Source organism: uncultured Megamonas sp. (assembly GCF_958438645.1).
Classification (GTDB): Bacteria; Bacillota; Negativicutes; order Selenomonadales; family Selenomonadaceae; genus Megamonas.
The window spans coordinates 1-16825 of record NZ_CAUBSM010000010.1 but is presented as its reverse complement, the minus strand read 5'-3'; the positions used below and the strand labels follow the sequence as shown (position 1 = coordinate 16825).

The window sequence follows — 16825 nt, the reverse complement described above, 5'->3', positions numbered from 1 at the left end:
AATTTATCTTAATCTTATTTTACAATAAAACCTTGATAAATTCTATTGCTGCGAACACCTGGTTTTACTTCACCATTAATGGATATGATATTATCGCCTGCATAAACAAGACCTTCACCACATGGTGCATTAAATGGAATCTGACCTATAGAACGCCAAGTATTTGTTTTAGCATTATATACTAAAATTTGATTATTCCATTTGAAGTCAGCTACATCTGCACCAAAATATTTAGCTTTGAAATCAGCTAATTCTTGGTCTTTTAAGCTTCCTAAGTTACTTACAGCCCAATCATAAACTTCTTTATTGAAGCCACCAATTACAAGCATTTCATCTTCATTTAATTTTATAGAATTTCCACCATATACAGAAATTGCCTTATTATCTACTTCTACATTAGCTGCTTTATCCCATGTATCTTTTTGAATATCATATACATATCCATCTGTTAAAGCAGTATTTGTACCGCCACCAAATACATATAATTTATTATTCAATATTTGATATACAGATTGTTCACGCAAAGCACCAGTGAAGTTTGCTAATTTTGTTAATTCTTTTGATTTTAAATCAAACTTATAAAAGTCTGCACTTGCTTTACCATCTTGATTGCCAAGACCAATATAGAGTGCTCCATTTGCATAACCAGCTACACCATTTTGTATTTTAAAAGGCAATTCTCCAACTTTTTCAATTTTTAATTTACCTTTTGCATCAGTAGTCAATCGAGTTATAGTTTTTGCACCTACTGCATCTGTGCTACCACCGATATAGTAAACACCATCTTTAGTAGTTACAGACATACCATAAGCAATTTCAAAAGGCATTTGTTGATGGTCAACTTCTGTTAAACCTTCTTTGCTAGCTTTAAAAACATATACATCAGAATATGTTTTTTTCGGACCACCCACAGCAGGGCCACCATTAGGGAAATTAGCTCCGCCACCTGCAATAATATAGCCGTTATAATTTCCAGATAGCATACCAGCTACACCGATATTTTCTGTCTGTCCTTGAGCTGGTGATAAAGTTCCTACGGATTGCCATAAAATCTGTGGCTGTCCAACTGTTTCTGGAGCTGCTAGTGCTGAAGTTAATGGTAATGTAGCTGCTACTGTAGCAGAAACAATCAAGCTAGCTAATAATTTTTTCATATTAATCCACCTCATATATTTAATAAAAATTAAATTTTTACTTTAAAAATACCTTTTTTCAAATCACTTACTTTACTTGCTATAACCCCTGTACGATGTGCATCTTCTGGATAACAAATCAAGAAATCGCCTGGTTTTAAAGTTACACTAGCTTGCATATCACCTTCCATAGGTAGAAAATCGTCCACTTCTTTATATTCACCGAGTTTCATATTTTCAATGAAGTTTATATCTATTGTTTCTTCACCTTTGACTAAAATATGAATATCTAAATATGCTTTATGTGCTTCCCAAAAACGATCTTCACGTTTTACTGTTGTATATTCTGCAACATTCACATAAAGATTATCACCATCTATTTTATGTGTACCTTTTTCATAATTTAATAAATCATGTTCTTTTACATATTTAAAACAAGCTTTTACATTTTCAGGTAAAAATTCATATGTTTTTTCTTGATTAATATTACCAAAAATCATAAAAATACCTCCTGACATAGGATTTAAATTCCTAAATTTTGACTAAATATTAAATGTTGAAATTGCATTATCTAAAATACAATTTCAACATTTATTTACATTAATTACTTAAATTATTTACTAGATGGAGCTTTACTTGTATATACAGTAGTTCCTTTTGGAGCCACAAAACTTTTATCTGTTAAATAACTTACAATATTACCAACTACTAAGGAGCTAATAATTGTAATAATTGTATATGTCCAGTAAGAAACAGATGGTACGAAATATTTAAGATAAATTACAATGATACTAGATACGATGAATGCTGCAACAGCACCTTTAGCATTTGCATGTTTGCTAAATGCACCAAGTACGAACATACCTACTAAAGCACCAAGTGCTAAACCAATAAAGCTATTGAACCATTCATATGCAGATTTAATATCGCCACTAGCTAAGAATATAGCTACGATAATAGCTAAAATACCAATACCTAAAGAGATATATTGTGCTATTTTTGTTTGACGTTCACTAGACATTGTAGGATTGATTACAGATTGAATATCTAATACCCAGCTTGTAGCTACGGAGTTAATACCTGTAGATAAAGTGGACTGAGATGCTGCAAAAATAGCTGCAAGTAAAATACCTGTGATACCTGCTGGTAATTCATAAGTGATATAAGTTGCAAATACTAAATCTTGACGAGTAGTCATTAAAAGCTCTGGATTTTGATTATAAAATACATATAAACTTGTACCAACTAAATAAAATACTGTTGCGGCAAAAATGGATAATACCCCATTACCTAAAGTCATTTTATTTAATTGTTTGATATCTGTTGTAGTTGTGAAACGCTGTACAATATCCTGGCTGGATACATAAGAAGAAAATGTTGTTAAACCGCCACCAACTAAGATTACAAATACACTTGTGGATAAAATATCAGGGCTAAACCAAACTTCATTTTCTAATAAGAATTTATGACCTGTAGTCAAAGTATCCATTACTGTACCAAAACCACCATTGATACTTGCGATCATAACTACTAAAGTCAAGGCAATACCTACGATTAAAACTACACCTTGAATAAAGTCTGTCCATAAAACGGCTTTCAAACCACCGCTATAAGAATAGATAATTGCGATAATACCCATTACAACGATTAAAATATTTACATTTATACCAGTAAGTTCAGCTAAAGCAATGCAAGGTAAGTACATGATGATAGACATACGACCAGTTTGGAAAACAATAAACATCAACGCACCTAAGATACGTAAGCCTTTGCTACCAAATCTTTTTTCTAAGTAATGATAAGCTGTATCAATTTGAAGAGTACTATATATTGGCAAGAAATATTTAATAGTTAATGGAATGGCAATCAACATACCAATTTGAGCCCACCATAAAATCCAAGAACCACCATAAGAGTTACCTGGTAATGATAAAAATGAAATAGGACTCAATAAAGTAGCAAAGATAGATACACATGTTACCCACCAAGGAATTGTTCCGTCACCTTTGAAAAACTCTTTTCCTTGATGTTCTTTATTAGAAAACCATAATCCAGCAAATAAAACACCCAGTAAATATACTACCAATACAGTGGTATCTATCCATGTAAATCCCTGCATCTTTTGTCCCCTCCTAAAACTTCACTTATTTTTATAAAATTCTTTATATTTAATTTTTTATAAAAAGGTGCATTAAGATAATAATTAATGCACCTTTTACTTTTTACTTTTTAATTAATATCAAAAATATTTTTTATAAATTTCTTTAGCTCTAGCTCTCATTTCTGGAGAATATTTTTTCATTGGTTCACGGCAGCAACCAGCTTCAACGCCAGCTTCTTCAAGTAATAATTTTATAGTGCCATATAAACCATTATCTAAAATGTCTGTGATTAAATCATTTGTAACATGTTGAATTTCAAGAGCTTCAGAGATTTTTTCTTGTTTTGCCAATTCAAAAATTTGACGAGCACGTACACCATTTACGTTATAAGTAGAACCGATAGCACCATCTACGCCTAATACAGTAGCAGGTAAAAGCATTTCATCAAAACCAGCAAAGATTAAAACATCTGGATATGTTTTTCTCATTCTTTCTAATAAATAGAAATCTGCTGCTGTGAATTTAACACCAACGATTTTTGGATTAGCAAATAATTCGCCAAATTGAGCAAGACTCATATCTACACCAGTTAAGAAAGGAATAGAATAAATAATCATTCTGTTATCTACATCTTTGATGATTGTTTCATAATAATATTTAATTTCGTCAAAGCTAAATTTATAATAGAATGGAGTTACTGCACTGATAGCATCATATCCTAAGTCTGTAACAAATTTAGCAAGTTCTACAGATTCTTTAAGATTGATAGAACCAACCTGAGCAATTAAAGTAATATCATCTTTAGCTTCATCTTTAGCGATTTCAAAAATACGTTTCTTTTCTTCTGTGGAAAGCATGAAGTTTTCGCCTGTACTACCACCAACATATAAACCGTCCATTTTACATACATCGATATTATGGCGGATTATCTGACGTAAACCTTTTTCGTTAATATTACCATTTTCGTCAAAAGCTACTAATAAAGCAGAATATAATCCTTTTAAATCTCTAGTTGACATTTTATTTCCTCCAATTATTTATCTTATTTATAAAAATTATTTTATATTGATATCATTTAATGCATTGACAAAATTTTTAGCAATTAATTGCGGTCTTGTAATTGCTGAACCTACGATAGCACCAAAAGCACCACATTCATATGCTATTTTTAAATCTTCAGGTGTATTTATTCTACCTTCAGCAAAAACTGGAATATCAAGTCTATCTACCATTCTTGCTACTAGACCAAAATCAGGGCCTTTCAATTTTGGTGTATAATCTGTGTAACCAGATAATGTTGTAGATACACAGTCAAAACCAATCTTTTGAGCAAAAATACCTTCTTCATCATTAGAGATATCAGCTAAAGCGATTTTACCATTATCTTTTATCAATTTAACTAAATCCTCTAATTTTTCATCATTTGGACGTTTGCGTAATGTTGCATCTAAAGCTATTATTTCACAGCCACTTTCTAATAATTCTTCTACTTCTTTTTTTGTAGCTGTAATATAAATTTCTGAATCGTCGTAATTGCGTTTAATCAAACCAATAACAGGTAATCCTGTCACTTTTTTTATTTCTTTTATATCTTCTACACCTTGTGCTCGAATACCCACAGCACCAGCTTGTTTTGCAGCTAAAGCCATACGACCCATAATAAATGGACTATGTAATGGTTCGTCAGGAAGAGCTTGACAAGAAATTATTAATTTTCCTTTAAATTGTTCTAACAAAATTGATAACTCCTCTCTTTATCCAAATTTATTCACTTACATTTAATGTCTTTTTCCTTACGAATTAATTATAATACTATATTTCAAAAAATGCAATATTATTTCAAATTATTTCATATATTTTTTTATAAATAGCAATTTTATTTACAATCATTTAAAATTTTATCAAATCAATAACTGTTAAAAGCATTATTTAATCACTGTATTTTAAATCAATTTATTCTTCACTTAGACGAAAAACAAATTTTTATTAAAATAAATATATTCAATTTTTTGATATAAAATTTCATTTTTATTTTAATTTATACTTATTTTATTGCTTTTAAACTTTATTCATGATATAATATATTAACTCTCGGGGATGTAATGGTTTCGACGGGGGTAGTTGGTGCATGGTAAGCGAGTCGGGAGGTCATCAACCCGTTAGTAAGGTGAAACTTTTATTTAAATATAAAAGCTAACAAAGATTACGCTTTAGCAGCTTAATGCTAACCTCTTTCTATTCTTTTCCCACGTGAATAGAAAAGAGGCCAACAGTGGGATACTTAAAAATCAATTCTCGGAGATTTTTAGGGAAATTCATCGAGATAGTAAAACTATAGCCTGTCTATAGGCGATAGTTTTATAAAATTAAAATATAGACTGCACTCGGAGAAAGCTGTGAAACAATACTTTCGGACAGGAGTTCGATTCTCCTCATCTCCACCAAAATAAAAATCAATAAACTTTACATATAAACCAGTATTATTTTTAATACTGGTTTATTTTTTATATCCATCAAATAATAAAGACCGCAAATTTTTTAAATTATTTGCGGTCTTCGTATTTTATTTAAAATCAATAATATTTTACTCATTTCTAACTGTAACTAAAAATACACCTATAAAAATCAAAATACTTCCTATCCAAAAATTCAAAGTAATTTGTTCATCTAAAACTAACCAACCTAAAAAAGTCCCTACTATTGGCTGAAAAAAGAAAAATAAACCACTAGCCCCTGCCTCCATAAGCAATAAGCCTTTATTCCAAAGTAAAAATGCACCTGCTGTAGATATCGCTCCTAAATAAACTACAGAACCGATTGCTACTGGATTTAATATCTGGTCCCATGGCAGTAAATCTAATGTAGGTATATTAAGCGGTGCTAAACATACAATTCCTGTTATTACTGCATAAAAATTTATCAACAATGGCGGATATTTACTAGGTATTAATTTTAACATTACAGACATCAATGCCCATGTTAAAGCTGCTATAGTCGAAAACATTACACCTAATTGTCTATCAAAATCCATGTTATCAATACCTGCAATCATGATAACACCGACAGTTGCTAAGATAATAGATAAAATTTTGCGTAAAGTAATCTTTTCTTTTAATAACCACATAGCAAAAATCAACATAAATGCTGGAGTTGCTGAAGTAACAACCGAACCCATCTGTGCTGAAGAATACATCGTGCCATATTCTTGAGTAACAATAGAAATCGTATGTCCTATCACACCTATACTGATCAACAATAATATATCTTTTTTATCTATTTTTAGATTAATGCCTTCATACACTACAACAATCAATAAAACAACAAAGGCAACTAAATAACGAAACCATACTAAAGGAATTGGCGGTATTATATCCACTACTAATTTTACAGCTACAAACATACCGCCCCAAATACTAGCTGCTATAGTTAGAAAAATTCCTCCTAATACTTTATTTGACATTTTTACTCCTTTATATTTTATATTTTCATTCTAAATATCGATAATTATGTAGCTATTTGTTTATGCATAATTCATAAACAAATAGTTTTATTATTTTTGCAGACGTTTATTTATCATCGGCCAAATGTCCTTTGTCTCAAAACCTTTTCGCCATGATGCTACTCCTGCGAGTTTATATTTTTTAACCAAATCGATTTTTAATCGCAAAGAATTTACATCTTCTTTCCATACGCGATATATTTTGCCATTTTCATGATAAGCAAAATATATTTGACCTTCATTTTTGAGCCAAATAGGATACTTATCTTTTTCTTTCATCAATTTATTGGCTTCTTCCATAGTCAATGTTCTAGCCGATACATTGCCTTGATAATCTTCTTCCCATAAACGCATATATAAAGGAATACCTAAAATAATTTTCTCGGAAGGAACTTGCTCTACTAAATCCGCAATTCCATTTTCTACCCAATTTAATGAAGCTACTGAACCAGATGTTTCTGATAATCTTCCATGTTCATCATATGCCATTAAAATTAGATAATCTACACATTCTCCTAAGGCTTTTCTATCATAACATTTAGACCAATTTTGCATCTCTGAGCTGACTGTTATGTCCATAGAAACTACAATATTATCTTGATGTAAAGCCTCTGTCACCTCTTGCATGAACTGTGTCAATTTATCTTTATCTTCATCATAGATATTTTCTAAATCAAAATTATAACCTTCTATATCATAGCGATGTGCATAAAATATCAATTGACGAATAATATAATCTTTTGCTTTCTCATCATTTAGCCATTTATGAGTCATTTCAGCATCAAAATTATTATGAATTAACGGCCATATTTTATAACCTTTTGTTTTTATATCCCTTAAATAATTTATATTCGTCTTATTTTGAATATGTCCCTGATCACTATCAATGACGAACCAAGAAGGTGATACTACATTTACACCTTGTATTTTATCTATTTTTGATAAGTCATTATCTTCATCAATTACTGGTTGCCATACTAGATTTATTTTTTCTGATGACTCTTTAGATAAATTATCTATTTGTGAAGCAAAACACATAGATATCATCATCATATATATACCTAATGTAATATAGATAATTTTTTTATATGAATGCAACTGATTTTCCCTTCTCCTTGTATTAATTCATTATTTGCTATAAATTTTTTCCTTTAATGATAAACCTGTAGGTGTTGTAGCTAAACCGCCAGTAGCTGTTTCACGTATACTCTCTGGCATAGATTTGCCAATTCGATACATAGCATCAATTACTTCATCTACTGGTATTACTGATTTTATTCCAGCAAGTGACATATCTGCAGCTAAAATCGCTACTGTCGTTGCAAATCCATTGCGTTTTACACAAGGAACTTCTACAAGTCCTGCTACTGGATCACAAGCTAATCCTAATAAATTTTTAATCGCTAAAGCTACACCATTGCCGATTTGCTCTGGCGAACCACCTGCAAGGTAAACTAATGCTCCAGCTGCCATTCCTGCTGCTGAACCACATTCTGCTTGGCACCCACCTTGAGCCCCTGCAATCATTGCATTATTTTCAATGACCATACCAATACCAGTTGCCGTAAACAGTGCATTGCAAATTTGTTCATCATCATAACCATAATGATTTTGAGCTGCAATCAACGCCCCTGGAACGATTCCACAAGAACCTGCCGTCGGACAAGCAGCTATTTTCCCCATAGAAGCATTGGTCTCGGCTACCGCCACAGCATAAGAAGCTGCTTCTTTGACAAAATCTCCAGCAAAACTATTTTTAAAAGTAAATAATTTTTGAGCATCTCCACCTACCATGCCACTGACAGATTTTTGCGTATTATTTATGCCATTTTCCGCTGACTCTTTCATGACCTGCCAAATATTTTGCATATTTTCTTTAATATAAATCACAGATTTAAAACTGTGCGTAGCTTCATATTCTACAATGATATCATCTATTGTTCGCTCTTGAGCATTTGCCATATCTATCAAATCTTGTATACAAGAAAAATTTATCACTAAATCACCTCATTAAATTAAATTGCATCAATTCTCAATACTTTTTTTACACCAATAACTTTACTACAAGCTTTTACTGCTTCATCAGAAATTGTATCATCCACTTCAATATTCATCAAAGCTTCTGCACCTCTTTCACTTCTCGATACTTTCATATAAGCAATATTTATATTATATCGAGCTAAAGCCGCTGTAACACCATTTACCACACCTGGCATATCTTGATGCACAATAATTACCGATGGATACTTTCCACTCAATTGCACTTCATAATTATCTATAGCTGAAATAATGATATTTCCACCACCAATAGAAGCACCTGTTACTTGTACTTTTCGATTTGATACACCTGTTAATTCTATAATAGCAGTATTTGGATGAGCATCTTCTAACTCTACTGTACCAAAAGCAAATTCTATATTTTTTTCTTTTGCTATCTCTAAAGAATTACGAATTCTTTCATCATCTGGTTTAAAACCCATAATTCCAGCAATCAACGCTCTATCTGTACCATGTCCTTTATAAGTCTGTGCAAATGAACCATATAATTTTATATTTATAGCTTTTACTTCTTCACCTAAAATAGCTCTTGCCATCAATCCTAGTCGCACTGCTCCTGCTGTATGAGAACTTGATGGACCTATCATTATTGGTCCAATGATGTCAAATGCACTTCGCATTATATTTCCTCCAATATCCTGTAATATTTAGCCTTTAATTTAAAATTTAAATTTTTTATCTTCATCACCTAGTGGTTTATCTTTATCTGGGTTATTTTTTAAACTAGGTATGATATTTTTTACATCTTCTTTTGCTTTATTAAAAATTTCTTTATATTTATCCGCATATTCATTAATGTCTGGCATATCATCCTTTATCCATGCATTAGCAGCTTTTCCTACAGCATAAGTTACTCCCATACCAATAGGAATTTGCAATGGTGGAAATGGTATCAAAGTTGCTAAACTTTGACCTACAAATGTACCACCTAATGCTCCAACAAAAGCACAACTAGCTGTCTCATCAAATTTTTTATCATATACACCAGCTATGCGTTTTATCAGATAAATTTCATTAGCAGCCAGTGCAATCTGTCCAAGTATAGGTGCTACTACAATTACACCAGCTCTAGCAGCAGCCCAACGGCACAAAGACTCAACTTCTTGTTCTATTTCCTCTTCTGATTTTATTACCTTCATTAAATCTAAATCTTCGTTCATCAAAAACACTCCCTTTATAAAAATTTTTAGATTAAATTATTTATATATAATTAAATTCAACTAAACTTCATTATTTCTCATCTTTAATTAAAACAGAAAACAAGAAAAAGCTCAACTATCTATAATTATTTTAGATAATTGAGCTTTAAATTTTCTAAAAAATATTTAATTTATACTAAGTGGCAATACATAATAATAAATAGTAATAAAATGAGCTGCACTACCCAAAATTACAAATATATGCCAGATAACATGATTATATGGTATTTTACGCACTAAATAAAAAATTGCTCCAATGCTATATAAAACACCGCCAGCTACAAGCCACCAAATAGCTTCTACAGATAAAGTATCAAGTAATGGATTTACAATTGTAACAGCAAGCCAGCCCATGACTAAATAACAGATAGTACCAACCACACGAAAACGATTGTAAAAGAAAATCTGAAAAACTATTCCAGCCAAAGCCAATCCCCAAGCTACGCCAAATACAGCCCAGCCCAAAGTACCATATAGAGCTATCAAGGCAAATGGCGTATAGTTACCCGCAATCAATAAATATATTGCTGAATGGTCTATACATTTAAATATTGATTGTACTTTTTGACTACAAAAACTAAAACTATGATATAAAGTTGAAGCTAAATATAATAATATCATAGAAACACCATATACTATTATACTTGTTAAATGTAAGATTCCCTTATCATAGCCATAATAAAGCATGGCAATTAAACCCATAACAGCTAGTAGCGTTCCTACACCATGTGTAACGGCATTTAAAATTTCTTCTATTTTTTTCGTAGACTTATATACATATTCCGTGCTCATTTTTGTCGCCTTCTTTCTCACAAGCTTTAAATCTTTTTAACATCAACAATTATATCACAATAAAAAATTATTAATAGATAGTATTTACATATTAAATTAATAGGTTTTAATTTTAAAATAAAAAAATGCTGATTAAGTCAATCAATATCAATACTCCTGTTAAAATCATTGACCTTATAAAAATTTATTATCTATTTTTCTTGATCGAAAGTTTTTCTAAATACATATTTAAAATACACTTTATCCTATTTATAAGCTATGATTTTTTAACCAATCTGACCATAAAACTTTAAACCCATTTTGATGATTTTCTTGTACATATTGATAAAATACTTTTATCATTTTAGCTTTTTGATTATAATAAGGAGCTTTCCAATTACTGCTTGTAGAAATATCTTCTGTATATGCTACATAATTTCCACCTAATAACAATTGACGATATAATATATCTTTCAATGGTACTTGTGGATTCTTCATCATATCATACATAGCTAAAAAAGTTGTTGTTCTGCCCTTGCCAGCTTCACAATGGAAATGTAACCATGCATCTTCAGGTAAAGATTTATAAAGTTTAATAAATTCATCTATATTTTCTGGACTAGGCCAAACATGATCTGTTGCTGTTATACGTACATAATGTAAATTATTCTTTTCCACTAATTTTTTTTCAGTTCCTACTGATTTTATTAAAGAAGTATCCACTTCATCAGCATTTTTATTATCATCTAAAGTAGCTCTTTCTGTATGTTTATCTAAATTAGCTTTTAATAATTTAGGTTCTAAACGAATAATTTCTTTTCTTGATTTATCTATATTTGCCCAATCTCTTTTACCATACCAACTGACAGCATCTTCATTAAAAAATCCATGATTTTCTTGTCTTAAATCTACAATATAAATATCTTTATCTGTCTTTTGACGCAAATTTTTTACCAATGTCGCAAATTGATTTATGGAGAATTGTGCACTTCCTGAAGCATGCAATTTGTCTAAGCCCTCTCTTGTTGGCACATAATTAATGTCAATTCCATACTTATCACTTGCCTTTTTAAAACCATCTTCGGAAGTGCGGAAACTCCTTGGCAATTTATCATCATCTTTTGCATCAATACGCCAAATATAACCTTTATATTCATTAACATTTTGAATATCGCCTATATTCGTCTGCCCAGTAGCTACCACTTTTGTATCAGCTACTTGTTCTTGAGCATTTACTACTTGCTCTGTTGCTGTAAATTGAATAACACACATTGAACTTAAAATTAAACTTAAATATTTTAATTTCATATTTATCACCTCAACTTAAGTTTATTCCTATATATTTATAAAGACAATAAAAAAACTCATAGTAAATAGCTTTTTTCTAAAAATTATATCAAGTATTTACTATGAGTTTATCTATATTCATTTTAATTTATTTTAATTCATTTTTAACGATATAAATAATCCATTCTGCTACATTTGTAGAATGGTCTGCTATACGTTCTACATATTTACCGATCATTAAATAATCAAGATATGGTTTTACGTTTTGCGGATTTTCTTTTATTAAATTAGCAATATCTTCACTGAAGTTTTTAAAATAATTATCTACTGTACTATCTGTTTCAATAATTTTTCTTGCTAAATCAACATCAGAATCTCTAAAACATTTTACACTATCAAAAACCATTTCACGCATTACATTTACCATTTCACCAAAATAATCCGGTAAATTAACAGGATTTTCTTTTGCTAAACTCATAGTGTATTTAGAAATATCTCCACAATGGTCAGCCATGCGTTCAATATCACCAATCATTTTCATGATAGAGGCTATTTCACGCCAATCTGTAGCTACTGGTGCTTGAGTCAATACTAAACGCAAACATTTTTCATTGATATCATGTTCTGCTTTATTAAACCATATATCATTTTTTATGATTTTTTTGGCTAAAACTTCATTTTTTTCAGCTAAATTGCCAATAACTTCATCTAAAGTTTCTTGAAGTTGTGCCCCTACCAACTCTACATCTCTAATCAAACATTCTAATTCATTTACATAATTTATTCTATTAGCCATTTTTATCTCCTTCAAATAGAAAATACTACTAAATCAACCAAATCTACCAGTGATATATTCTTCTGTTTTTGGATTTTTAGGATTAGCGAATAATTCTGTAGTTTCTCCGTATTCGATTAACTCACCTAATAAGAAAAATGCTGTTTTATCAGATATACGACTTGCCTGTTGCATATTGTGAGTAACGATTATTATCGTATAATCTTTTTTCAATTCAAGTGCCAAATCTTCAATTTTCATTGTAGAAATAGGGTCAAGAGCAGAAGTAGGTTCATCCATTAAGATAACATCAGGTTGAACAGCCAATGTTCTGGCAATACATAAACGCTGTTGCTGACCACCAGATAAACCAAGTGCAGATTTATTCAAACGATCTTTTAATTCATCCCATATAGCAGCTTGGCGAAGACTTCTTTCCACAATTTCATCTAATTGACTTTTTTTGCGAATACCATGAATTCTTGGTCCATAAGCTACATTATCATAAATACTTTTTGGAAATGGATTTGGTTGCTGGAATACCATACCTACACGATGGCGAAGTGTAATCGAATCCATTTCACTATAGATATCCACACCATCTAAACAGATCTTACCTGTTACTTTTACACCATCTTCTAAATCATTCATACGATTTAAAGTCTTTAAAAAAGTAGATTTACCACAACCAGAAGGCCCGATAAGTGCAGTAATTTCATTTTTCTTGATTTCCATATTTATGCCTTTTAAGGCTTTAAAATTACCATAAAATAATTCTAGATTATCAACATTAAATTTTATATCAGCATTATTAGCCACGTTTATTTTCCTCCATTTTTCTTATCAAGATAACTACTTAAAAGACGAGCACCTATACTAAATGTAAATACCATTATCATCAAAATTGCTGAAGATAAATTGGCAATATCTGCCGCATTAGGAGCTAAAGCTTCTGTTCTTGAAGCCCAAATATTAAGTGCTAAAGTTTCCCCTGGTCTAAATGGATTGAGCGGACAAGTTGGAGATAAAAGATTCCAATTCGACCAAACAATATCTGTACTCATACCAGCAGTATATAAAAGTGCAGCTGCTTCACCAAAACCACGACCAGCAGCCAAGATAACACCAGTCATTATGCGAGGCATACAAGCAGGAAGCATTACATAACGAATAGTCTGCCAAAGTGTAGCCCCCATACCCATACTACCTTTTTTATATCCAGGAGGTAAGGAGCGAAAAGCATCTTCTGTTACTGTTGTAATCAAAGGTAAACTCAAAATAGATACAGCCAACGCACCCGCAAATAAATTCCATTGAGAACCTGTCATTACAATAAATACTAAATAACCGAACAAACCAACAACAATTGAAGGTAAAGAAGACAATGTCTCAATACAAATTCTTAAAAATTTTGTGATTTTGCCAGGTTTTGCATATTCTGCCATATAAATGCCAGCTGCAATTCCAAGAGGTACACTAACTACTAAAGATAAAAATACTAGATAAATTGTATTAAAGAACAAATTGCCAATGCCATTTCTTGAAAAAGAAAACATATTCGGTGTAAAATTAGCAAAACCTTTAATAATTACATATAAAGTAAAAGCTAGTAATAATAAGAGGAAAAAACCTGCGACAACATAAAAGAAGCCAGTCATCAATTTATCCATGAATTTGGCTCTTTGAATTACATTCATGCCTTATGGCCTCCTTTAGCTGAAATATAATGTATAACAAAGATAAATACTAAGGAAATAATGAATAACAATAATGCCATAGACCATAAAGCAATATTATATTCACTGCCTTCCATCGCACCACCCATATCAGAAGCAATCGCTGCTGTTAAGTTTGTAGTTGGAGACAAAAGACTTTCTGGAAAAGCTTTCATCTTACCGATAACCATTGCTACAGCTAAAGCTTCACCAAATGCACGAGCAAGACCTAAAACAATAGCTGTCATCAAACCGGATTTAGAAGCAGGTATTACAACTTGACTGATTGTCTGCCAACGAGTTGCTCCCAATCCATAAGAAGCTTGACGGAAAGATTTAGGAATACTTCTAATTGCATCAGCGGATAAACTAGTAATCGTTGGATAAATCATTACTGCTAAAACAATACCAGCTGCTAATACAGAAAAACCAAATTTTAAATCAAATAAATCTTTAATGAATGGTACTAAAATAGTAAGACCAATCCACCCATATACAACAGAAGGAATACCTACAAATATTTCTACAGCTGGTTGAAGAATTTTTCTACCAATACCTGGGGAAATTTCTGTCATAAATACGGCACTTGCAATACTAAATGGTGTAGCAATTACAAGTGCTAAAGCACAAGTGATAATTGAACCAAAAATAAATATTGCTGCACCGACTTTACCGCCACCTTGAGCATTATCAGCTGGTGCCCATTGTGAAGAAAATAAAAATTCACCAACGCTATGACCATATGTAGTGAATGTACCTACGCCTTTGTAACATAAAAAAGCACCAATGGCTAAGGTTATAATAATCATTAATAAACCGCAAGCTGTAATAATGCCACGCCAAATATTGTTTTGACGAAATACAGCTGTATGTGTTGATTCCATTTTGACACTCCTTTAATAAAAATCAGTACTTATTTAGGATTTATGTTTATAAAAAAAATGGGCGAAAATTCATTCGCCCAATTTTCTTTTTTCTTATCTCTGAACTTGCATTTTGCTAGTTACACCGTAACCTTGAGCTTCCATGGATTTACCATATTCATCAGACATAATAAAATCTAAATATGCTTTTACAGTAGCATTTGGTTCGCCTTTAGTATACATATGTTCATAACCCCATACAGGATAAGTACCATTGTATGTGTTTTCTAAAGTAGGAGCTACACCATCAACAGCAACAGTTGCAACATCTTGATTATTTACAAGATAAGATAATGCTACATAACCAATTGCACCTTTATTATCTTTAATGCTCTGAAGTAAAGTACCAGAGTCATCTGTTTCTAAAGATTTGTTAGAAGCTTCTTCTGCTCCACCTAAAGCAAATTCTTTGAATAATGCACGAGTACCAGATGTAGAAGGACGAGTGATCAATACGATTTCTTCATCAGGACCGCCAACTTCTTTCCAGTTTGTAATTTTAGCAGTGAAGATATCTGTTAATTGTTGTTTTGTTAAAGATTTTACAGTTTCAGCAATATCTTTGTTTACTACTGGAGCCATTGTTACAACGCAAACTTTATGGTCAACTAAACCATCAGCTACTGCTTTATCAAGTTTTGTATCAGCGGCTACATCAGAATTACCGATATCTACTGAGCCATCAGCAACTTGTTTAAGACCTGTACCAGATCCGCCACCATTTAATGTAATAGAAACTTCTGGATGTAATTCTTTAAATTTATCAGCAGCGTCTTTAGCTAATGGTAATAATGCAGAAGAACCTGATCCTGTGATACTGCCAGATACACTGCTAGAACTACCAGATGTTGCAGCTTTATCATTAGAAGCTGTATCACTGCCACAACCTAAAATACTAAGGGACATCATCGCAACAACGCCAAGAGATGCTAATTTTTTCCAATTCATAATACCTTAATCCTCCTAAAAAATACCTTACAATTAATTTGTTGTACTTAGTATACATATCCAATGTAAAGTTATAATGACTTTTTTGTAAAATTTAAAATAAATATAGCAAAAATACGCTATAATATCCCCATTTTGTAAAGGAATTGTAAAATATTTTTTAAGTACTAAATCAAATATTATTAGTTCCAATATAAAAATAATTAAAATACTCACGTTTTTAGATATAATTCTTGACAATTGACTTTTTGACTAATATACTTAAAATATGAATGTATTTAAGTTTTAACAATATAAGGAGAAAAATTATGCGTTGCACAAAATGTAATCATGAATTAGATGAACATGGTATTTGTCCGAATTGCTATCATATCCATGATGTGCAAACTATGAGTAATCGAGAAACTAATAACTT

The 16825-nt window shown here is 31.3% G+C and carries 17 protein-coding genes and 1 other RNA gene; 1 reads left to right on the top strand and 17 read right to left on the bottom strand.

Features of this window, described 5'->3' with window-relative positions; all coding sequences use genetic code 11:
- Positions 1–14: 14 nt before the first annotated feature.
- The 5 genes from Q5I67_RS07815 to Q5I67_RS07795 all read right to left on the bottom strand — a co-directional run bounded on the left by Q5I67_RS07815 (position 15) and on the right by Q5I67_RS07795 (position 4971).
- Positions 15–1154, bottom strand: a complete 1140-nt coding sequence (locus Q5I67_RS07815) for a cyclically-permuted mutarotase family protein (RefSeq protein WP_302486944.1) — start codon at positions 1152–1154, stop codon at positions 15–17.
- Positions 1155–1183: 29 nt separating this feature from the next.
- Positions 1184–1633, bottom strand: a complete 450-nt coding sequence (locus Q5I67_RS07810) for a YhcH/YjgK/YiaL family protein (RefSeq protein ID WP_302486943.1) — start codon at positions 1631–1633, stop codon at positions 1184–1186.
- Positions 1634–1746: 113 nt separating this feature from the next.
- A complete protein-coding gene (locus Q5I67_RS07805) occupies positions 1747–3252 on the bottom strand; it encodes a sodium:solute symporter (RefSeq protein ID WP_302486942.1) in 1506 nt (501 codons plus the stop codon).
- Between the two features lie 120 nt (positions 3253–3372).
- Positions 3373–4254: an N-acetylneuraminate lyase gene (locus tag Q5I67_RS07800; protein ID WP_296899828.1), complete on the bottom strand. Its 882-nt coding sequence runs from the start codon at positions 4252–4254 to the stop codon at positions 3373–3375.
- A 36-nt stretch (positions 4255–4290) separates the two neighbouring features.
- Positions 4291–4971: an N-acetylmannosamine-6-phosphate 2-epimerase gene (locus tag Q5I67_RS07795; RefSeq protein ID WP_302486941.1), complete on the bottom strand. Its 681-nt coding sequence runs from the start codon at positions 4969–4971 to the stop codon at positions 4291–4293.
- 357 nt (positions 4972–5328) lie between these two features.
- Between Q5I67_RS07795 and ssrA the strand changes: the two genes are divergently transcribed.
- Positions 5329–5679: a transfer-messenger RNA gene (gene ssrA, locus Q5I67_RS07790) on the top strand.
- 140 nt (positions 5680–5819) lie between these two features.
- Here the strand turns inward: ssrA and Q5I67_RS07785 are convergent.
- The 12 genes from Q5I67_RS07785 to Q5I67_RS07730 form a co-directional block, all read right to left on the bottom strand.
- Positions 5820–6695, bottom strand: coding sequence for a DMT family transporter (locus Q5I67_RS07785; protein WP_296898607.1), 876 nt, complete (start codon positions 6693–6695; stop codon positions 5820–5822).
- A gap of 90 nt (positions 6696–6785) precedes the next feature.
- A complete protein-coding gene (locus Q5I67_RS07780) occupies positions 6786–7832 on the bottom strand; it encodes a glycosyl hydrolase family 18 protein (RefSeq protein WP_302486940.1) in 1047 nt (348 codons plus the stop codon).
- 30 nt (positions 7833–7862) lie between these two features.
- A complete protein-coding gene (sdaAA, locus tag Q5I67_RS07775) occupies positions 7863–8732 on the bottom strand; it encodes an L-serine ammonia-lyase, iron-sulfur-dependent, subunit alpha (RefSeq protein WP_302486939.1) in 870 nt (289 codons plus the stop codon).
- A gap of 17 nt (positions 8733–8749) precedes the next feature.
- Positions 8750–9412, bottom strand: coding sequence for an L-serine ammonia-lyase, iron-sulfur-dependent subunit beta (sdaAB, locus tag Q5I67_RS07770; RefSeq protein ID WP_296898612.1), 663 nt, complete (start codon positions 9410–9412; stop codon positions 8750–8752).
- Positions 9413–9451: 39 nt separating this feature from the next.
- A complete protein-coding gene (locus tag Q5I67_RS07765; protein ID WP_296898614.1) occupies positions 9452–9952 on the bottom strand; it encodes a hypothetical protein in 501 nt (166 codons plus the stop codon).
- Between the two features lie 165 nt (positions 9953–10117).
- Positions 10118–10783 (bottom strand): hemolysin III family protein, encoded by a 666-nt coding sequence (locus tag Q5I67_RS07760; RefSeq protein ID WP_296898616.1) that lies wholly within the window; start codon positions 10781–10783, stop codon positions 10118–10120.
- Positions 10784–11032: 249 nt separating this feature from the next.
- Positions 11033–12070 carry a protein tyrosine phosphatase gene (locus Q5I67_RS07755; RefSeq protein ID WP_302486938.1) on the bottom strand — a complete coding sequence of 346 codons (1038 nt, stop codon included), beginning with the start codon at positions 12068–12070 and terminating at the stop codon, positions 11033–11035.
- A gap of 127 nt (positions 12071–12197) precedes the next feature.
- Entirely contained in the window at positions 12198–12845 is a 648-nt protein-coding gene (phoU, locus tag Q5I67_RS07750) for a phosphate signaling complex protein PhoU (RefSeq protein ID WP_302486937.1), read from the bottom strand.
- A gap of 33 nt (positions 12846–12878) precedes the next feature.
- A complete protein-coding gene (gene pstB / locus Q5I67_RS07745; protein ID WP_296898623.1) occupies positions 12879–13643 on the bottom strand; it encodes a phosphate ABC transporter ATP-binding protein PstB in 765 nt (254 codons plus the stop codon).
- A gap of 2 nt (positions 13644–13645) precedes the next feature.
- Positions 13646–14521 (bottom strand): phosphate ABC transporter permease PstA, encoded by an 876-nt coding sequence (pstA, locus tag Q5I67_RS07740; protein ID WP_302486936.1) that lies wholly within the window; start codon positions 14519–14521, stop codon positions 13646–13648.
- The gene (gene pstC, locus Q5I67_RS07735; protein ID WP_302486935.1) at positions 14518–15423 is read right to left on the bottom strand and encodes a phosphate ABC transporter permease subunit PstC; all 906 of its coding nucleotides are present in this window, start codon (positions 15421–15423) and stop codon (positions 14518–14520) included. Before pstC ends, pstA begins: the two co-directional genes overlap by 4 nt.
- Before the next feature lie 93 nt (positions 15424–15516).
- Positions 15517–16410: a phosphate ABC transporter substrate-binding protein gene (locus Q5I67_RS07730; RefSeq protein ID WP_302486934.1), complete on the bottom strand. Its 894-nt coding sequence runs from the start codon at positions 16408–16410 to the stop codon at positions 15517–15519.
- Positions 16411–16825: the final 415 nt, after the last annotated feature.

Coding starts and splice junctions, on each gene's coding strand:
- sdaAB (WP_296898612.1), bottom strand. CDS start 9,412: ATGCGAAGTGCATTTGACATCATTGGACCAATAATGATAGGTCCATCA.
- Q5I67_RS07800 (WP_296899828.1), bottom strand. CDS start 4,254: ATGTCAACTAGAGATTTAAAAGGATTATATTCTGCTTTATTAGTAGCT.
- pstA (WP_302486936.1), bottom strand. CDS start 14,521: ATGAATGTAATTCAAAGAGCCAAATTCATGGATAAATTGATGACTGGC.
- phoU (WP_302486937.1), bottom strand. CDS start 12,845: ATGGCTAATAGAATAAATTATGTAAATGAATTAGAATGTTTGATTAGA.
- pstC (WP_302486935.1), bottom strand. CDS start 15,423: ATGGAATCAACACATACAGCTGTATTTCGTCAAAACAATATTTGGCGT.
- Q5I67_RS07765 (WP_296898614.1), bottom strand. CDS start 9,952: ATGAACGAAGATTTAGATTTAATGAAGGTAATAAAATCAGAAGAGGAA.
- Q5I67_RS07815 (WP_302486944.1), bottom strand. CDS start 1,154: ATGAAAAAATTATTAGCTAGCTTGATTGTTTCTGCTACAGTAGCAGCT.
- Q5I67_RS07805 (WP_302486942.1), bottom strand. CDS start 3,252: ATGCAGGGATTTACATGGATAGATACCACTGTATTGGTAGTATATTTA.
- Q5I67_RS07755 (WP_302486938.1), bottom strand. CDS start 12,070: ATGAAATTAAAATATTTAAGTTTAATTTTAAGTTCAATGTGTGTTATT.
- Q5I67_RS07785 (WP_296898607.1), bottom strand. CDS start 6,695: ATGTCAAATAAAGTATTAGGAGGAATTTTTCTAACTATAGCAGCTAGT.
- Q5I67_RS07810 (WP_302486943.1), bottom strand. CDS start 1,633: ATGATTTTTGGTAATATTAATCAAGAAAAAACATATGAATTTTTACCT.
- Q5I67_RS07760 (WP_296898616.1), bottom strand. CDS start 10,783: ATGAGCACGGAATATGTATATAAGTCTACGAAAAAAATAGAAGAAATT.
- Q5I67_RS07730 (WP_302486934.1), bottom strand. CDS start 16,410: ATGAATTGGAAAAAATTAGCATCTCTTGGCGTTGTTGCGATGATGTCC.